The following is an 18425-nucleotide window of genomic DNA, read 5'->3' on the forward strand; positions in this document are numbered from 1 at the left end:
AACCTAAATTACATGCTAAAATGAGAAACGCTATTAAGTTTATTAAATGCGACTATTGTGAGGTTTGAGATGAATTCTAATATTGAACAAATTATAATGCTGTTAGTGATAGCTTATTTGCTAGGGTCAATTCCCAGTGGCGTTTGGATTGGTAAAATTTTCTTTCACATCGATATCCGTCGCCATGGTTCCGGTAATATTGGCACCACTAATGCTTACCGGGTTTTGGGCCCGATTGCCGGCTCAATCGTGATGGCACTGGATATCTCAAAGGGGGCAGTGGCCACCCTGTTGCCGACTTTTTTTCATATAACGACGATCAGCCCGTTGATCTTTGGATTAATGGCCATTCTGGGTCACACCTTTTCGATCTTCGATAAATTTAAGGGCGGCAAGGCAGTGGCGACCAGCGCGGGGATGTTGCTGGCGTACAAACCAGCCTTCTTCTTTTTGGCAGCCGGCATTTGGATCCTGATAATCTTGTTAACCAGCATGGTGAGTCTAGCCAGCATGGTTGGTTTTACGCTAACGACCATCGCCATTTTCTTTACGCACGATCTTTTATTGAGTACCTTGGCGGTGATTCTGACCTTTTTCATTTTTTACCGTCATCGCGCCAATATCAGCCGAATCAAAAACGGCACGGAAAGCATGGTTCCCTTCGGCCTAGGGAATCGGCTCCGGAAACGCAAAGATTCCAATAAATAAGTTAATCAAAAGCGAGTGATTTCTGAAATAAGGAATCACTCGCTTTTCGTCTGACACTTTAACGGGCCGGACAATTTATTTGACGGCTGTCTTTAATGACGAAACATTTAGAAGAAACTGATTGAATACCTGCCGACGAAAGCATGGCGGCCGTCCAATCGGTTAATGGCGAATTTATCTTCTAACTTGCCATCGGTATTAACCGTATCAGCCAGTCCCCACCATGGTTCAATACAAGCAAACGGTGCTTGTTTCGGGTACGGTGACCAGATACCGACGTAAGGGGCATTTTCAACCGTCAGGGAAACGCCGTGATCATTCTGGGCGTTAGCCAGCATCACGGTTGTTTCCTGGCGATCAAGGCTTAAAACGATGGCATCGCTGTTAAACAGCTCGTGCTTCAATGGCAGCGGCTTAGTCAGGTCAATGGCTTGGGGATCAGTTGGATCGCTGTACGGCGGTTTTAAGGGGATCTGAACGTATGACTTCTTTGGTGCGACGCGAATAAAGGAATCCTCAAAGCTGCCTTCTCCTTTGACTAATGGAACGTTAAAGCCAGGATGGGCGCCAATTGAGAATAACATTGTCTCCTGAGTTGGGTTGATGACGTTCAGACTCACATTCAATTGATGATCAACCAGTTCATAAATGATTCGCAACTCGAATTTAAACGGATATTTGGCCAGCGTTTCATCCGTTGGCCGTAAAAGAAGGGACACTTTGGTTGGCAATTGCGATTCAATTTGAAACTGATTGTCACGAGCAAAGCCATGCTGAGTCATCTCATAGGAATGCTCCTTATAGGTATACTGATTGTCTTTGAGGCGACCAACGATGGGAAACAGAATTGGGGCGTGACGCCTCCAAAATGCTGGGTCGGCCTGCCAGATATATTCTAGTCCGTCAGTATCTTTCACCGAGGTGAGTTCTGCGCCCTGTTCATTGATCAACACAGTTAAATACTGATTCTTCAAGGTAATCATTTGATCTCTTCCTCCCGACTTTAAAGAATGTAACGTGAAAGATCCTTATTTTGAGCCAATTTGCCAACTTTATCATCAACATACTTTTCAGTAATGGTAATGTCGCCCATCTGCATATCCGGTCCTTCGTACAGAATATCTTCAAGTAATTTTTCAAGAATCGTGTGCAAACGACGCGCACCAATGTTATCAGTGTTGTGATTGACATCGGTAGCGATTTCGGCAATTCGATTAATTGCCTCGATGGTGAAAGTGACTTTAATATTGTCAGTCCCAATCAAAGCAATGTATTGTTTGGTCAGTGAGTTAGTCGGTTCGGTCAAAATTCTGACAAAGTCTTCCTTGGTCAAATCATTCAACTCAACTCTGATTGGAAAACGTCCTTGGAGTTCTGGAATTAAATCTGAGGGTTTATTTTCGGCAAAAGCACCTGAGCCGATAAACAGCATATGATCTGTGTTGACGGTGCCGTATTTGGTGTTGACCTGAGATCCTTCGACGATTGGTAAGATATCTCGTTGAACCCCTTCGCGGGAAACTTCACCACTATTTTGGGATTTTTCCGGCGCAATCTTATCAATTTCATCAATAAAAATAATCCCGGTATTTTCAGCACGAACAATCGCATTGTGATAGAGATCAGCTTTATTAATCAGGTCTTCGGAAGCCTGACGGGTTAAAATTTCGCGGGCTTCACTCACTGGAACAGTCCGCTTGATTTTCTTTTTGGGCATCAACCCAGCCAGTGTATCATTCAAGTCAATTCCCATTTGGTTCATCATCGTACTTTGACCAGCGGGTTGTTGTGAGGGATCGTCCATTTCAATTTCAACCTGGTCGTTTTCCAGTAGGCCGGCCTTGAGTTTTTCAGCGATTGACATCCGTTTTTCACGGATATCATCGGTGACTTCTTCTTGATCGTCCTGATTTTCGGACGGCATCTGGCCATTCTGCATCTGGGTAAACATGTTCATCAGGTTCTGCATCTCATTTTGCCGGTTTTCTTTTTTCTTTGCCGGTGCCAGAAGTTTGACCAACTGATTGTTGGCCTGCTTTTCAGCTTCGACATGAACCTGCTTGTACTGGTCAGCACGCTCCAGCTGGATGGCATTTTCAACCAAGTCGCGGACCATTGATTCAACATCGCCACCCACATAACCGACCTCGGTAAATTTCGTGGCTTCAACTTTCACAAATGGCGCGTTGACAATTTTGGCCAAACGACGGGCAATCTCAGTTTTCCCGACTCCAGTCGGTCCGATCATTAACAGATTCTTTGGTGAAATTTCATCCTGCATGTCCTTTGACAGCTGCATTCGGCGGTATCGGTTTCGTAAGGCGACCGCAACCGCTTTTTTTGCTTCGTTTTGGCCAACAATATATTGGTCCAAGACAGAAACGATTTCTTTGGGTGTTTGAGTAGACTCAGTCAATTTAAGTTCCTCCTATAGTTCTTCAGAGATCACGTTTTGGTTCGTGAAAATATCAATATTGCCGGCAATGTGAATGGCAGCCTCGGCAATCTCTCTGGCGCTCATATCTTGGGCGTGGTGCTTCATGGCAGTCGCAGCCGCTAAAGCAAAGTTACCACCGGAACCAATCGCTAGAATATCATCATCGGGTTCAATGACTTCTCCTTGACCGGATACCAGCAATAAATCTTTGTCATTCATGACAATTAACAAAGCCTCAAGTTTTTGTAATTGTTGATCACCACGCCATTCCTGAGCTAATTCAACGGCAGATCGTTTCAGATCACCGTCAAACTGGCTCAATTTCTTTTCAAATCGTTCTTCGAGGTTGAAGGCATCGGCAACACTTCCGGCAAAACCGACAACGACTTTATTATCATAAATCCGGCGAACCTTGTGGGCAGTTCCCTTCATAATCACTTTTTCACCCATGGTAACCTGGCCGTCACCAGCCATAGCAAGGTGGCCATTGTGACGAACAGCGACGATCGTAGTTGCTTCAAATTTGATTGGCATAATATACCCCTTTATTTGTTTGATTTTAATGAATCATTATTTCGTGGAAAATACTTTTTATAATCATCCATTAAATGTGATTTGGTAACGTGTGTGTAAATTTGGGTCGTTGCCAGACTGCTGTGGCCCAATAATTCTTGAACTGACCGCATGTCGGCACCGTTGTTGAGCATCTCAGTCGCAAAGGTGTGGCGCAGCATGTGGGGATGAATCTTCGTTGTGAGACTGCTTTGCTTCACAATTTCGTCCATAAGATATTCAATTCCCCGACTTGTCAACGGTCGGCCATAATGATTGACGAATAAGAACGGGTGGTCTTGATGGTACTTAGCCATGATCGGGCTTCTAGCGTCGGTAAGATAACCTTCAATGGCGTCTTTGGCATATTCACCAAAGGGTACGTATCTTTGCTTATTGCCCTTCCCAGTGACTAAGATGGTGCGGTTGTCCAAGTCGACGTCCTTGAGCTGAATGCCGGCGCACTCACTGACCCGAATACCAGTCGCATATAACGTTTCCAGAACAGCCGTATTTCTCAATCCGAGTTGGTGATTGGGATTTTGTTTGGCTGCTTGAAACAGCGCCCGCATTTCATTTTGATACAAAAATCTCGGTAACCGGCGATTATTTGACTTCAAGTGGACATATTCAAATGGATTATTGGCGATGACCGCATTTTTCACCAAGAAGGCATAGAACGACTTCAGCGCTGACACCTTTTGGGCGATGGAATTTCTAGCGTACTTTCGCTCGTAGAGGTCGCTCAAGAATGACTCAACATCAAACGAGTCTACTTGGGTCAACGGCTTTTGTTCACTGGGAATTTCGGCCAGAAACCTGGTGAACTCGCTGAGTGCTTGTTGATAAGCCTGGATGGTATCAACCGAGTAGTGACGGTCGCTTGTTAAATACTTCAAAAACCACTGACTATTCTTTTGATCTTCATCTGGTTCAGTCATTGCTATCACCCTCAACAATGTAATCGTGTTCATGTCCTAATATCTATGATAGCAAATAAACGTCACTTGTGCCTGGTTTGAGACGAAATTAACCAAATCTCAATCCGATCATGTTCATCGAATAAGCGTCATTTTACTCACCTGATTAGCAGTCATCAATCGATTGTGCTAGTCTTAAGCAGAACTTAAGTATTTAAGCAATTAAGTCATTAGAAATGAGTATACAAAAAAACTGAATCGAATGATTCGATCCAGCCTAATTGATTATTATCCACGTGTCCGAAGTGAAGCTCGAATACGAGCAGCTTTACCTTGTAAGTCACGCAGGTAGTAAAGCTTGGCACGACGAACGTGTCCTTGTCTTACTACTTCGATTTTATCAACTCGTGGTGAATGCAGTGGGAATATTCGTTCAACCCCAACACCGTTACTAACTTTACGAACGGTGTAAGTAGCTTGAATGCCTGAACCCTTGCGTTTGATAACAACACCTTCGAACAACTGAATACGTTCTCTGGTACCTTCGACAACCTTAACGTAAACTCTCACAGAATCTCCGGCACGGAAATCAGGAATGTCATTACGTAGTTGCTTTTCGTTGATCTTGTCAATCAATTGATTTTGTCGCATAAACAAATCTTCCTTTCACTAACATTCATTATCTTGTCCGACAGCGGAATGTTGTTTTGCGGCTTGCGCCAAAAATTAGTGTAACATAATTATTCGTTGTCTGTAAAGGACTTTTTCTTGTCAGCAGCTTTTGCAGCCAGTTTTTCTTCTTCCTCAATTCGAACGTCGGCAAATAATTTCTTTTGCGTGCTGGTCAACTGATGATGGTCGATGAGATCTGGTCGCCGAAGATAAGTTCGGCGCAAGGCCTCCTTTTGATTCCATAAAGCAATCTTTTTGTGATCGCCGTTCATTAGGACCTCAGGAACCTTCATTCCCCGAAATTGAGCTGGCCGCGTATACTGAGGCTCTTCCAAGAGACCGGTTGAAAACGATTCTTCAACGCTGGATTGATTATTGCCCAAAACACCGGGAATCAGGCGGGTAATTGCGTCAATCATGACCATCGCTGGTAGTTCTCCGCCAGTTAGGACAAAGTCGCCCAAAGAGTATTCATCGGTCACAATGGAGCGAATCCGTTCATCATAGCCTTCGTAATGACCGCAGATAAACGTCAAATGGTCGTCGTGGGACAGTGCTTCGGCATCGTGTTGTTTGAAAGGCTTTCCGGCCGGATCCATGAGAATCACTTTGCCCTTTGGATAACCGGCAGCTTCAGTGGTTTGTTTGGTGTGGTCATACGCGTCTAAAATGGGTTGAGCCTGTAGCAGCATACCCGCGCCACCGCCAAAGGGATAGTCATCAACGTGACGGTGCTTATCGGTGGTAAATTCACGAAAATTGGTCACGGCTAGATCAATAATGTGATTCTCAATTGCCTTTCCGATAATCGAATCGTGCATTGGGACTGAAAACATTTCTGGAAATAAACTGAGCACATCGATTCTCATTCGTCCAACCCCTCCGGAATGTCAGCGACTATCTTGCCGTCATCAAGATCAACATTTGTGATGACAGAATCAATTTTTGGCAGCAGTAAGTCTTTTTGTTGATCGCGTTCAACCACCCAGACATCATTGGCACCCGGTGAGAGGATCTCTTTGACCTGGCCAATTGGATTGCCTTGTGGATCAACAACGTCCAACCCAATGATCTGATGATAGTAATATTCACCAGGCTGCAGGTCATCGTTTGAGAGGCTTTCCTCATCAATTTTTAGCTCTGAGGGCTTTAAGTATTCAACGTCATTGATTGAAGGATGATTCTTGAAGTGCAGCAGGACAAATCCTTTATGTTTACGGACGCCGTCAATTGTCAGCGCCACTTGTTCGTGCTTGTTGGGCAGTTTGGCAAAGACCGTATTGCCGACTTTGAACCGTTTTTCAGGAAAGTCAGTAATTGAAATCACCCTGACCTCACCCTTCAAGCCTTGGGTATTGACAATCTTGCCAATATTATAATAATTCATTCACTCACTCCTCCAGCTTTAATGAATCTCATTTTGAATAAAGAAAAAAGGGCCTAAACAAAACCTTCGTTTCGCTTAAGAACCCTATTGTTTCCCATCGTCGACAATTAGACGAGCTTTCTTTTGACCCTCAACCGGAACGCTGTAAACAATTGTCCGGATTGTCTGAATCACATGACCATGCTTTCCAATGATTCTGCCAATATCTTCTTCGTTCAACTTCAGATGATATTCCATAAACCGATCGGATTCATTATGCGAAATCTCAATATCCTTAGGATAGTCTACCAACGGTGAGATAATCTTATTAATTAAACCATCAATACTTGTCATGATGATAATCACTCACTTACTTTTTTGAGTATTTAGCTTCGTGATATTTCTTCATAATACCGGCATCTGATAAGATGTTACGAACGGTATCAGATGGTTGTGCACCATTATTCAACCAGTTCATGATTGACTCTTCTTCAAGCGTAATCTTGGCAGGTTGAGTTAATGGACTATAAGTACCAACGTTTTCGATGAACCGACCATCACGAGGACTACGTGAATCGGCTACAACGATACGGTAATATGGGCGCTTCTTGGAACCCATGCGCTTTAAACGAATCTTAACTGACATGCTTTTACCTCCTGTAATGTTTTAACGATTAATAATATACCAGTAATTTGAATGCTTGTAAAGGTTTTTTTCTTTACACCATCAAAATAGCGGACTGAGTAGCTCGTTTTGACCAATTGAACTGATTGGTTGGGTGTCAATGCAATGAACTTGTCAGCATTAATGGCGCTTTTTATTTTTCTTCTTCAAACGCCGTTTCTTATTCTTTTTCATTTTGCGACTGAACTGTTTCATTGCCAGTTTGGACATTTTGCCGCCCATTCCGGTACTGTTCATCATGTTTTCCATTCCGGACATGTTCCCTTTGGAAACCTTGTTCATCATGGTCTTCATTTGGCCGAATTGCTTGATCATTCGATTGACTTCTTGGATTGGTCGTCCAGAACCGCGGGCAATCCGCCGACGTCTTGATGGATTCAACACATCGGGGTCGGTACGCTCTTGATCGGTCATTGAATAGACAATTGCCTTTAAATGATCCATGTCTTTTGGATCCATGTTTGCATTTTTAAGCTGTGGATTATTAGCCATCCCCGGGATCATTTTCATGATTTCATCTAAGGGACCCATTTTTTGAATCTGATTTAACTGGTCAACAAAATCGTTGAAATCAAAGGTATTTTCCTGGATTTTCTCAGATAATTCTTGGGCTTGCTTTTCATCATACTCTTTTTGAGTCTTTTCGATGAGTGAAAGCATATCGCCCATTCCAAGGATCCGAGAAGCCATTCGATCGGGATAGAAAACGTCCAAATCAGACATTTTTTCACCCTGACCAACAAATTTGATTGGCTTTTGAGTGACTGCTCGAATTGAAAGGGCGGCACCACCACGGGTATCACCATCCAACTTGGTTAAGACCACCCCGGTAACGTCCAGGGGTTTATTAAATCCTTCGGCAGTCGCAACGGCGTTTTGACCGGTCATTGCATCGATGACCAACAGAATTTCGTTTGGTTCAACGGCATCCTTAATATGGCTTAACTCGTCCATCAACTTTTCGTCGATTTGCAGACGACCGGCCGTATCGATGATGACATAATCATTATGGTCTTGTTTGGCCTGCTCAACACCGCGTTTGGCAATTTCTACCGGATCGACATCGACTCCCAGCTGAAACACTGGAACATCGATTTGTTGACCAACCGTCTGCAGTTGATCGATAGCAGCTGGCCGATAGACATCATCGGCAATCAATAACGGCCGGGCATTCTGCTCATTCTTTAACTTTAAGGCCAATTTACCAGCTGTCGTCGTCTTACCGGCACCTTGGAGGCCAGACATCATGATGATGGTGGGAATCTTTTCTGATTTATTCAGGGGAACGGCTTCTTCCCCCATGGTTTTAGTTAACTCTTCATCAACAATTTTGACGATTTGTTGAGAGGGATTTAACCCTTCCAGTACCTTGGCCCCGTTGGCACGCTGCTCAACGGTTTTGACGAAATCACGGACGACTTGGAAATTAACATCGGCTTCAAGTAAAGCCAATCTGATTTCCCGCATCGTTGCCCGCAGATCGGACTCAGAGACTTTCCCTTTGCCACGCAAAGTTTTCATGGCGTTTTGTAAACGTTCGGTTAATCCTTCAAAAGCCAATTAATTCACCCCTTATTGTTCTTCGGTTGTTTCCAGATTTTTGATCATTGAATTCAATTGATCATCGTGTGGATATTTTTTTTGAATATAAGTTTGAATATGGTCAAGTTTGTCGTTCCGGTCAACAAAGCTATGATATAAATTCAATTTATCTTCATATTGCTGAAGAATCTTCTCGGAACGACGAATATTGTCATAGACGGCCTGCCGACTGACGTTATATTCACCGGCAATCTCACCCAGTGAGTAGTCATCCGCATAGTACAGCTCAATATAGTTAGCCTGCTTTTTGGTGAGGAGTGGCTCGTAAAATTCAAACAAAGAATTGATGTAGTTGTTTTTTTCCAGTTCCATATTGAAACTCCTTTGACGACCAATGCTTAATCCAGCGTACAGATTTAAATAATGTCAGTCAACATTTAAATACCGGGTTATTCAGAAATGAGGCCCTTAAACAACCCATAAACAAAGTCATTTGGATCAAAGGGCTTCAAGTCGCCAACCTGCTCACCTAAACCAACGTACTTGACCGGCAGATGCAATTCACTGCGGATTGCAAGGACGATTCCACCGCGAGCCGTGCCATCGAGCTTAGTCAAGACTATTCCGGAAACGTCAGTGGTTTCCTTAAACATTTTGGCTTGAGTCATGGCATTTTGACCGGTAGTAGCATCAAGAACCAGTAAAACTTCGTGTGGTGCTTCAGGAATCTCACGCGTCAGAATTTTCTTCATCTTGCTCAATTCATTCATGAGGTTAACCTTATTCTGCAGACGGCCAGCGGTATCGACCATCAAAATGTCATAGTCGTCTTTACGGGCTTTGACAACCGCATCGTAAACCACAGAGGCTGGATCGCTTTTAGCCTTGCCTTTGACAATGTTCACGCCATCACGTTCTGCCCAAACATTTAGCTGTTCAATCGCACCGGCTCTAAAGGTATCGGCAGCAGCTAAAACGACCTTCTTACCCTGATCTTTGTACATTTTGGCCATCTTACCGATGGTGGTTGTCTTACCGACCCCATTGACGCCGACAAACATGATAACCGTCGGGCCGGATTTCGCCATGTTGATAGCTGAATTTTCACCATTGCCGGCCTGATCGTACATGTCAATCAACTTTTTGACGATCACGTTTTGAACATCTTTGGTTTTTTTGGCATTTTGCAGTTTGACTTCATCACGCAGTTCATCGGCAATCCGCATCGAAGTTTCAAACCCGACATCTGATTCAATCAGCATATCTTCCAGGTCATCAAAAAACGATTCATCAACATGGCGGAAGTTGGCTAAGAGTGCATTCAGTTTTTGACCAAACGAGGATCGTGACTTTTCCAATCCTTTTTCGTATTTTTCAGTGTTTGAGTCTTCTGTTGCTTCCGCTGGAGCTTTACTTTCAGCTGATTTTTCCGGTTCTGTTGGCGCCTCAGAGGTTTCAGCCGAAGCTTGTTGCTCCGCCAACGGATTGGATTCACTTACAGCTGGTGCTGGTTGTTGAGCATCAGTTTGATTTGTGGTCTGGTTATCATTTTGCTTCTCTGGTTGACGGACCGGTTGTTCATCTACTGACTGGTCAGCTGGTTCATCAACTGGCCTTTCGGTGGCTTTTGCCGTCTCTTCAGCATCCACGGTTGTTTGATTTGAACTGGCCGTGCTTTGGTCGTCTTTGACGGGTGCTTCTTGTTTAGAGTCGATTTGTTCAGTGGATTCAGCTGTTTTTTTTTCGTCGTCTTTTTTGGAACGGCGTTTAAAGATATCAAAAAGTCCCAATTAACTCACCTCCGCTTTTAAATGATCTAAATTAACAGTGACAACTTTTGAAACGCCGGATTCCTGCATGGTAACACCATACAGTTGATCGGCGTAAATCATGGTTTCCTTTCGGTGGGTAATGACCACAAATTGGGTCTCATCACCGAACCGTTTGAGGTATTTGGCAAAGCGATCGGCATTAAATGAATCAAGGGCTGCCTCTGCTTCATCCAAGATGCAAAATGGTACCGGTCGAACCTTGATGATCGCAAACAACAGCGTGATCGCCGTTAAGGCTTTTTCGCCACCTGACAGCAGATTTAAGTTGCGATAGTTCTTGCCAGGTGGTTTGACCATAATCTCAATTCCAGTATCCAACATGTCATCGGGATTGGTCAAGACCAGCTTGGCTTCTCCGCCACCAAACATGTCAACGAAGACTTTTGAAAAGGCTTGGCTGACTTGCTTGAATGCCTTGGCAAATTTAGTGGTAATGGTATCATCCATATCGCGCATGGTTGCCGTTAAATGGTCCTTGGCTTCCAAAAGGTCTTGTTTTTGACTGGTCAAAAATTCAAACCGTTTGGAAACTTCCTTGAAGGCTTGAATTGCCCCGATATTTACCGGGCCAATTTCGTCAATGCCAGTTCGCAGCATTTTAATTTGACGGACAACTTGCTTTTCGTCCCAGTTCCAATCCGGGTTAGCCAAATCGGTTTGCTCAATCTGATAAGTTGTTTCAAGCGTGGAAAAATTAGTTTCCAAATTCTGGCGGTTCTTAGTGGCGGCTGCTTGCTGACTGGTCAGCTCATACTTGGCATTGTTTAAATTGATCTGCTCATCTTGAATCTTTTGGTTTAACTGATCCAGGTGATCTTGTGCCGACTCGACGGTGGCTTTTAATTGACTCTGGGTTGCGTTAAGGGCACGCTGATTATCAACGGCTGCATGAATTTGCTTGTTCAATGTCCCAGCGTCAACTTGTGCGCTGAGTTCGGAAGCTAAATGGTCTTGCTGTTTAAGCAGTTGAACCCGATTTTGCTGATGCGCAGCAATTTGTTTATTGATGGCAGCTTGATCAACTTGGAGCTGGGTCATTTTTTGCTGTTCAATGACAATGGCTTCTCGCAAAGTTTGCTTTTCAGTAGCAAACTTTTGGGCAGACTGTTTCACGTTTGCCAGTTGAACCCGTTTGTGATCCAGGTCATCGTTGACTGCCTGTACTTGTTTGTCAATGGCTGCTTGGCGATCGACGAGCTGGGACTTGTCGTCTGCTTGATTAGCCTGGGCCGAATTCTTCAGCGCAAGTTTGAGGGTTGCCAGTTCACGCTGCTTCTCCTCAACCGTATTTTGCAGTGACTGACATTGATTCTCCAAAGCATCTATTTGCTGACGAATTTGAAAAACTTTTTGTTGGCCGCGTTCATGTGAGGCAGTGATCTTTTCAAGTTCAACTTTAGCGGATTGAAGTCGGTGTTCATTCTCGGCTAATTTTTGGTCCATTTGGGCAGTCGATTGATTTAAAGATTCCAACTCGGCCTTTTGGATCAAAACGCCTTGATTGTCATTACGACTGGCACCACCGGTCAAAGATCCGCCAGCATTGACGACCTGCCCATCCAAAGTGACAATCCGGGTTCGATGATTGATTTGCTTAGAAATATTAATGGCATGATCGAGTGTGTCCGCAATAATGGTCGTCCCCAAAAGGAAGCCTTTAATCTGAGCGAGATTATCTGGCATGGACACCAAATCAGCTGCCACCCCAATGAATCCGTCAATTCCCTGTGATTCATGGATAATTGTCTGACTTAGCTGACGACTCTTAATGGTTGAAATTGGCAACAATGTCACCCGACCAAGTCGTTCTTTTGTCAGCAAGTGAATGGCTGAAGAGGCTGCGCGATTGTCTTCGACGATGATATGTTGCGTCTGAGCGCCTAAAGCGGTTTCGATGGCCTTGACATAACGTTTTTCAATCGTTAAATAGTCGCTCACCGGCCCCAATATACCGGGCAGCTGGTTTTTCCGTTTCAAAAGATTAGCCACTCCGCGATAAAAGCCGCGGTAGGAATCATGGAGATTCTTCAGGGATTCTGCTTTGGCTTTGGCCTGTTCAGCAATTTTCAGCGCAGCCAGCCAATTGGCTTGGGAACTGTCAACGGCTTGCTTACGAGTATTCATTAAGTTGGTTAAATCAGCCAACTGCTCAGAGACTTCCTGCAAGTTTGATTGACCCTTCGTGAAGGCAGCCTGCTTTTGTGCCAATTCTATTCGGAGCTTACCAAGCGCTTCACTTGATTTGTTTATCCGTTCCTGCTGTGATCCTAACTGCTGCTCAAACTGCTTTTCATCGTGACTCTTCATGGTGATTTGATTTTTTATGTCGGTTTTTTGCTGCAATAAATCGACATATTGATTCCGCAACTGATCGATTTCAGATTCAATGACCGACACACTGTTAGCCTTTTGGGCCTCAGAAAGTTTGTCGAAATCGGCTTGTTTGGCGGCAATTTTAGCTGATAACCGCTTACCGGCATCTACCGATTGAGTGAGTTTGACCTGAAAATCATCAATTTGCTTGTCAGTCAGTTTAATTTGCTCAGTGATTCGTTTTAAATCGGCATCCTTAAAGGACTTCTCCTGAGTGGATAATTGATGTTGACTCTTCAGCGATTGGATTCGTTCAGTAGCGCCCAAAATTTGTTCGTTGATGTGATCAATTTTCGCCCGGTTTTGAGTCAACTTAGCCTTCAATTTATCGCGGTCGTTTTCGTCTCGGCGGACTTGGGTGTAAATTTTGTTCACCAAGTCAGACTTTTCGGCAACCGTTTGTTTCAGCTGGTCACTCGCTGCCATCAACTTCTTGGTTGCCAGAATCAACTGCTGTTTTTCAAATTGATCCAAGCGCTTTTTTTGATCAAGATAATCGGTTGCCAAACTACTCTGTTCTTCAAGGGGCGCCATTTGACTTTGAAGTTCTGAAATAATGTCCTCAACTCGATTAAGATTATCAGTGGTTTGATCAATTTCTTTTTGAGCAGTCGTCTTATGCTGTTTGTACTTATACACGCCGGCGACGTTTTCAATAATTGATCGTCGATCCTCGGGTTTACTATTGAATATTTGTTCAACATTCCCCTGAGAAATGATCGACAGCGACCCTTGCCCAATGCCGGTATCCAAAAACAAATCAGTGATGTCCTTGAGTCGACATTGCTTTTCGTTCAAGTAATAGGAACTATCGCCATTTCGGAAAAGTTTCCGGGAAAGCTTGAGCGTGTCGAAGGGTGTCTTAATGAAGTGGTCGGAATTATCTAAGGTTAAGGTCACTGAGGCCATGCCTAAAGACCGTCGATCAGCAGAGCCTGAAAAAATGACATCAGGCATCCGCGATCCACGGAGATTTTTGGCAGATTGTTCCCCCATCACCCAACGAATGGATTCGGCAATATTACTCTTGCCGCTGCCGTTGGGTCCCACAATGCCGGTCATGCCGCCCGGAAAGTGGATTAAGGTTTTGTCGGCAAATGATTTAAAACCGATAATTTCAATGGATTTAAGTTGCACACTCATTCTCCAGTCTAAACTAGATTATCGCCCTCAGTGTCAAACTGCTCAAGCGCTTGTTGGGCGGCTTTTTGCTCCGCAGCTTTCTTTGAATGACCAATACCTACGCCATAAAGTTTGCTATCAATTGAAACGTTGACTTTAAAAGAACGATCGTTATCCGGACCGTACTCATCCACTAATTCATAATCAATGGCAACCGGCCCATCAGCTTGTGCGAGTTCCTGCAGCTCAGTCTTATGATCGAAGAATTCAGCAAACATCCCCTCATCAAGCTTTGGGAAAATAACTTTAGTCACGAAGCGTGTGACCTCGGCCTGCCCTTGGTCCAAATATAGACAGCCGACAAATGATTCAAAAATATCACATAAAAGGGAGTCCCGATCACGAGCACCGGCCTTTTCTTCGCCCTTACCCAAACGAATATACTGATTAAAATGACATTCTCTGGCAAAGGTGCTGAAACTTTGCTCATTTACCATCGCTGCTCGAAGCCGTGTAAGCCGTCCTTGAGGCATCTTTGGATAACGTTTGAAAATGTAGTCAGAAACGATCAGCTGTAAAACTGCGTCGCCCAAAAACTCCAAGCGTTCATAGAATTTCAAACCTTCACCGCGATGTTCATTGACGTAAGACGCTTGTGTGAACGCTTCATCCAATAAATCCTGATCATCAATATGAATGCCAAAATCCTGTTTTAGCATCTCATTTAAACCCTTTATCAATCTTTTACCTCCAAATAAAATCCAGATAACAGTAAAAAATTGAAATTATATCAAACTTGAAATAATTTCAATTTACGATCACTTTTATTATTTTTGATGAGCCATGACAAAATCAACAGCCTCATTAATGGTATTCAGCTTCTCAGCATCCTCATCGGAAATTTCCGCATTAAAAGTATCTTCCATATCCAACACAAATTCAACGAAATCAATTGAATCAGCATCAAGATCGTTTTTAAAATTCAAGTCACCGGTAATTTTACTTCGGTCGACATCAAATTGGTCAGCCACTAAATCGGCAATTTTGTTAAACACTTCATCTTTGTCCATTTTGATAAACACCTATTTCATAAAATTAATTTGCTAATGATTATTATATCAACTATTTACTGCTTTTGATACTATCTTTTATTTGCTGCAGCTCATCAGTGTGATCAGTGACGTATTGATTCAAATCAGGAATCATATTAGAAGAAATGATCTGTCGAATTTGACCAATCGTGTTCTTGACGGTGTTAGCCTTACTGCTGCCGTGCGTTTTGACAACCGGTGCCTTCACACCCAGTAAAACGGCGCCACCGTATTGTGAATAATCCATTGAACCGCCGACTTTGTGGAAAGCGTCTTTTAACATCAAAGCCCCAAACTTCGCTTTGGTGCCACTGTCCATGATGGTTGTCTTGATGAGGTCAAGCATCGATAAAGCGGTTCCCTCAATACTCTTTAACACAGCGTTTCCGGTAAACCCGTCAGTCACAACCACATCCGCTGCACCGTTAAGCAATTCACGAGATTCAACGTTCCCGACAAAATTGATGTCCTTATCAGCTGCCAGCAGGTCATGGACTTTACGGTGATTCATATCGCCCTTATCCGCTTCGGTACCATTGTTCAACAGGCTAATCCGTGGATTTTTAACTTGGTTAACGTTTTGAGCATAGTACTTTCCCATCAAGGCATACTGATAAATATTTAATACCTTCGTGTCAGCATTTGCACCAACGTCAATCATCACAAACTTATCTTGATTCTTGACGCCGATGACCGGCAGCGTGGTGGTCAACCCAGGACGATCAATGCCTTTGATTCTGCCGACGATAAATAAACCGGCAGCTAAAATGGCCCCCGTATTTCCTGCAGAGAAGAATGCGTCGGCACGGCCTTCTTTGACGGCAGTTGCCGCCAAAACGATACTGGATTGTTTCTTAGTCCGAACCGCCTTGACTGGTTCGTCGCCCATTTCGATGACTTCATCAGCTTGGACAATCTGGATCCGATCGTCATTTTTGAGATATTTATTGATTTGGTCGGTTTGACCAAATAGTTGAAAGTCAACATCGGAATAAGCATCCCGTGCCAATTCAATACCTTCAACAACTTCTTTTGGGGCGTAATCGCCACCCATGGCGTCCACTGCAATTTTCATATTTAACTCCTCTTTAATCAGTCGTAATGGTTTCATTATATTTTAAATACTGTGATAATTGTACATTTTCTGGCTTTTTCTGCCAGTCTTGGTGAATCGTCAAAGTTTGGGCCTCCTGATTGGCAACTTGTAAAATGTTCAAGTCGCCAACCGGATCAGCTACTTTAAAATCTGGCATCCCGGATTGCTTACTGCCAGTGATGTCACCTTGACCGCGTAATTCCAAATCCTTTTGGGACAGGAAAAAGCCGTCGGTACTGCTGGCAATCGCGGTCATTCTTTTTTTGCCAAGCTCATTTTTAGGATCGGCAATTAAAATACAGTAGGACTGTGTGTCGCCACGGCCAACCCTGCCGCGAAGCTGGTGAAGCTGTGCCAAGCCAAAGTGGTCGGCATCAAATATCAGCATCGTATTAGCATTGGTGACGTCCACACCAACCTCGATCACGGTTGTCGCCACGAGAACTTGAAATTGGTTACTTTTAAAGTCGGCCATGGCAGTATCCTTTTCTTCATCAGACATTCGGCCATGTAAGAGACCAACTGAATATTGCGGTTCAAAAATCGCTTTGAAACGGTCAAATATTGCCATCGCATTCTTCATGTCAACAGCTTCGGATTCTTCAATCAGCGGCGTGACGACATAGACTTGATTGCCGAAATCGAGCTGCTTTTTGACAAACCGAATCGCACTGTCGGTTTTCGCTGACGTAATCCAAGTCGTCTTAATCGGCTTTCTGCCCTTTGGTAGTTCATCGATCACGGAGACATCCATATCGCCATACATAGTGATTGCCAACGTTCGCGGAATTGGCGTGGCGGTCATCGCCAGCATGTTGGTACTGTTTCCCTTCAACCGCAGAGCTTGTCGCTGGTTGACACCGAATCGATGCTGTTCGTCAATCACTGCCAAGCCAAGATCGTGATAATCGACTTGATCCTGGAATAAGGCGTGAGTGCCGACAATCAGGTTCACTTCACCATCGGCAATTCGCGGCAGCATGGCCTTACGGGCCAGCCCTGTCGTTGCCCCGGTCAATAAGGCGATATTCACATCGAATTTTTCGAATAGCTTGGCAAACGTGTTAGCATGCTGTTCGGCTAAAATTTCAGTTGGTGCCATAATGGCGGCCTGCTTGCCAGCACTGATTGCCGCTAAAATGGCGATTGCGGCAACAACCGTCTTACCACTGCCAACATCGCCTTGAAGCAATCGATTCATTTCAAGTGGTTCTTTCAGGTCAGTCAAAATTTCATTGACAACCTTATTTTGGGAATTGGTTAGTTTGAATTTTAATTGACCTGTAAACTGTTTAACCAGCTCGGCATCATAGGCAACTTTGGCTGCTGGATCCGGCTTTCGATGGCGCTGTTTTAAAATCTGGATTTTCATCGCAAATAAGAAAAACTCCATGAACTTAGCCGTCCGAAAGGCTTTTTGGGCTGCTAGGGGTGAGGTTGGAAAGTGAATATTTTGAATGGTATCGTGAAAGGACTCCAATCGATACTTAGTGCGAATTGGCTCGGGAATGACATCCACCAGCTGATTTTGGTATTCATCAAACCCAAGTCTAATCAATTGCTTAATGGTATTTTGTTTGACTTCTTTATTGCTCGGATAAATGGAATCGTAAGTGTCGCTTTTTTCGCCGTTTAAGATTTTCATCCCCTGAATCTGGTTGCGACTGCGATCGAAGGTGCCAAAAATAATCACTTGGGCTTCCAGCTCGAGCTGTTTTTTCAACCAAGGTTGATTAAAAAAAGTAACGTTGACGATCTCATCATTAATCTTGAGATGAAACCCGAGACGACTTTTACGGCGACCAAAAAAACGAACGGTTGGTTCACTAATCACCGTACCTTTGACAGTGACTTTTTGGCCATCAACCGCGGTCCTTAAATCTTTTAGTGATAAATCATCATATCGGCGGGGATAGTAAGTCAGTAAGTCATTAATGGTATTGATTCCAAGCTTATTGAGCGCGATAAGCCGCTTTTCGCCGACTCCTTTAAGAACCCCAACCGAATCGCTTAAACTGGCCAACCTGAC

At 43.9% G+C, this 18425-nt stretch carries 18 protein-coding genes; 1 reads left to right on the forward strand and 17 read right to left on the reverse strand.

Annotation, left to right across the window (positions count from 1 at the left end; all coding sequences use genetic code 11):
* Window positions 1–69: 69 nt before the first annotated feature.
* Window positions 70–708 carry a glycerol-3-phosphate 1-O-acyltransferase PlsY gene (gene plsY, locus LPKJCM_RS07915; RefSeq protein WP_057963134.1) on the forward strand — a complete coding sequence of 213 codons (639 nt, stop codon included), beginning with the start codon at window positions 70–72 and terminating at the stop codon, window positions 706–708.
* A 107-nt stretch (window positions 709–815) separates the two neighbouring features.
* On the opposite strand, the gene LPKJCM_RS07920 is transcribed toward plsY, so the two are convergent.
* From LPKJCM_RS07920 to recG, 17 genes are all read right to left on the reverse strand, one after another.
* A complete protein-coding gene (locus LPKJCM_RS07920; RefSeq protein WP_057963133.1) occupies window positions 816–1691 on the reverse strand; it encodes an aldose 1-epimerase family protein in 876 nt (291 codons plus the stop codon).
* Window positions 1692–1711: 20 nt separating this feature from the next.
* The gene (hslU, locus tag LPKJCM_RS07925; RefSeq protein WP_057963132.1) at window positions 1712–3124 is read right to left on the reverse strand and encodes an ATP-dependent protease ATPase subunit HslU; all 1413 of its coding nucleotides are present in this window, start codon (window positions 3122–3124) and stop codon (window positions 1712–1714) included.
* Between the two features lie 12 nt (window positions 3125–3136).
* Window positions 3137–3679 (reverse strand): ATP-dependent protease subunit HslV, encoded by a 543-nt coding sequence (gene hslV / locus LPKJCM_RS07930; protein WP_057963131.1) that lies wholly within the window; start codon window positions 3677–3679, stop codon window positions 3137–3139.
* Window positions 3680–3690: 11 nt separating this feature from the next.
* The gene (gene xerC, locus LPKJCM_RS07935) at window positions 3691–4638 is read right to left on the reverse strand and encodes a tyrosine recombinase XerC (protein ID WP_057963130.1); all 948 of its coding nucleotides are present in this window, start codon (window positions 4636–4638) and stop codon (window positions 3691–3693) included.
* A 267-nt stretch (window positions 4639–4905) separates the two neighbouring features.
* Window positions 4906–5268, reverse strand: coding sequence for a 50S ribosomal protein L19 (gene rplS, locus LPKJCM_RS07940; RefSeq protein WP_087069596.1), 363 nt, complete (start codon window positions 5266–5268; stop codon window positions 4906–4908).
* Window positions 5269–5357: 89 nt separating this feature from the next.
* Window positions 5358–6158: a tRNA (guanosine(37)-N1)-methyltransferase TrmD gene (gene trmD / locus LPKJCM_RS07945; RefSeq protein ID WP_057963129.1), complete on the reverse strand. Its 801-nt coding sequence runs from the start codon at window positions 6156–6158 to the stop codon at window positions 5358–5360.
* Window positions 6155–6676 (reverse strand): ribosome maturation factor RimM, encoded by a 522-nt coding sequence (gene rimM / locus LPKJCM_RS07950; protein ID WP_057963128.1) that lies wholly within the window; start codon window positions 6674–6676, stop codon window positions 6155–6157. Before rimM ends, trmD begins: the two co-directional genes overlap by 4 nt.
* 84 nt (window positions 6677–6760) lie before the next feature.
* Entirely contained in the window at window positions 6761–7009 is a 249-nt protein-coding gene (locus LPKJCM_RS07955; protein ID WP_013727928.1) for a KH domain-containing protein, read from the reverse strand.
* Window positions 7010–7025: 16 nt separating this feature from the next.
* Entirely contained in the window at window positions 7026–7301 is a 276-nt protein-coding gene (gene rpsP, locus LPKJCM_RS07960) for a 30S ribosomal protein S16 (RefSeq protein ID WP_013727929.1), read from the reverse strand.
* Between the two features lie 159 nt (window positions 7302–7460).
* Window positions 7461–8900 carry a signal recognition particle protein gene (gene ffh / locus LPKJCM_RS07965; protein ID WP_057963127.1) on the reverse strand — a complete coding sequence of 480 codons (1440 nt, stop codon included), beginning with the start codon at window positions 8898–8900 and terminating at the stop codon, window positions 7461–7463.
* 12 nt (window positions 8901–8912) lie between these two features.
* Window positions 8913–9254, reverse strand: a complete 342-nt coding sequence (locus LPKJCM_RS07970) for a putative DNA-binding protein (RefSeq protein WP_057963126.1) — start codon at window positions 9252–9254, stop codon at window positions 8913–8915.
* Window positions 9255–9331: 77 nt separating this feature from the next.
* Window positions 9332–10672, reverse strand: a complete 1341-nt coding sequence (gene ftsY, locus LPKJCM_RS07975) for a signal recognition particle-docking protein FtsY (protein WP_057963125.1) — start codon at window positions 10670–10672, stop codon at window positions 9332–9334.
* Window positions 10673–14224, reverse strand: coding sequence for a chromosome segregation protein SMC (smc, locus tag LPKJCM_RS07980; RefSeq protein ID WP_057963124.1), 3552 nt, complete (start codon window positions 14222–14224; stop codon window positions 10673–10675).
* Window positions 14225–14238: 14 nt separating this feature from the next.
* The gene (gene rnc / locus LPKJCM_RS07985) at window positions 14239–14949 is read right to left on the reverse strand and encodes a ribonuclease III (protein WP_057963123.1); all 711 of its coding nucleotides are present in this window, start codon (window positions 14947–14949) and stop codon (window positions 14239–14241) included.
* An 87-nt stretch (window positions 14950–15036) separates the two neighbouring features.
* Window positions 15037–15279, reverse strand: coding sequence for an acyl carrier protein (gene acpP / locus LPKJCM_RS07990; protein ID WP_013727935.1), 243 nt, complete (start codon window positions 15277–15279; stop codon window positions 15037–15039).
* Between the two features lie 52 nt (window positions 15280–15331).
* On the reverse strand, window positions 15332–16375 hold the full coding sequence (plsX, locus tag LPKJCM_RS07995) for a phosphate acyltransferase PlsX (RefSeq protein ID WP_057963122.1): 1044 nt from the start codon (window positions 16373–16375) through the stop codon (window positions 15332–15334).
* Window positions 16376–16388: 13 nt separating this feature from the next.
* Window positions 16389–18419, reverse strand: coding sequence for an ATP-dependent DNA helicase RecG (recG, locus tag LPKJCM_RS08000; RefSeq protein ID WP_057963121.1), 2031 nt, complete (start codon window positions 18417–18419; stop codon window positions 16389–16391).
* Window positions 18420–18425: the final 6 nt, after the last annotated feature.

The organism is Lentilactobacillus parakefiri (assembly GCF_002157585.1).
Classification (GTDB): Bacteria; Bacillota; Bacilli; order Lactobacillales; family Lactobacillaceae; genus Lentilactobacillus; species Lentilactobacillus parakefiri.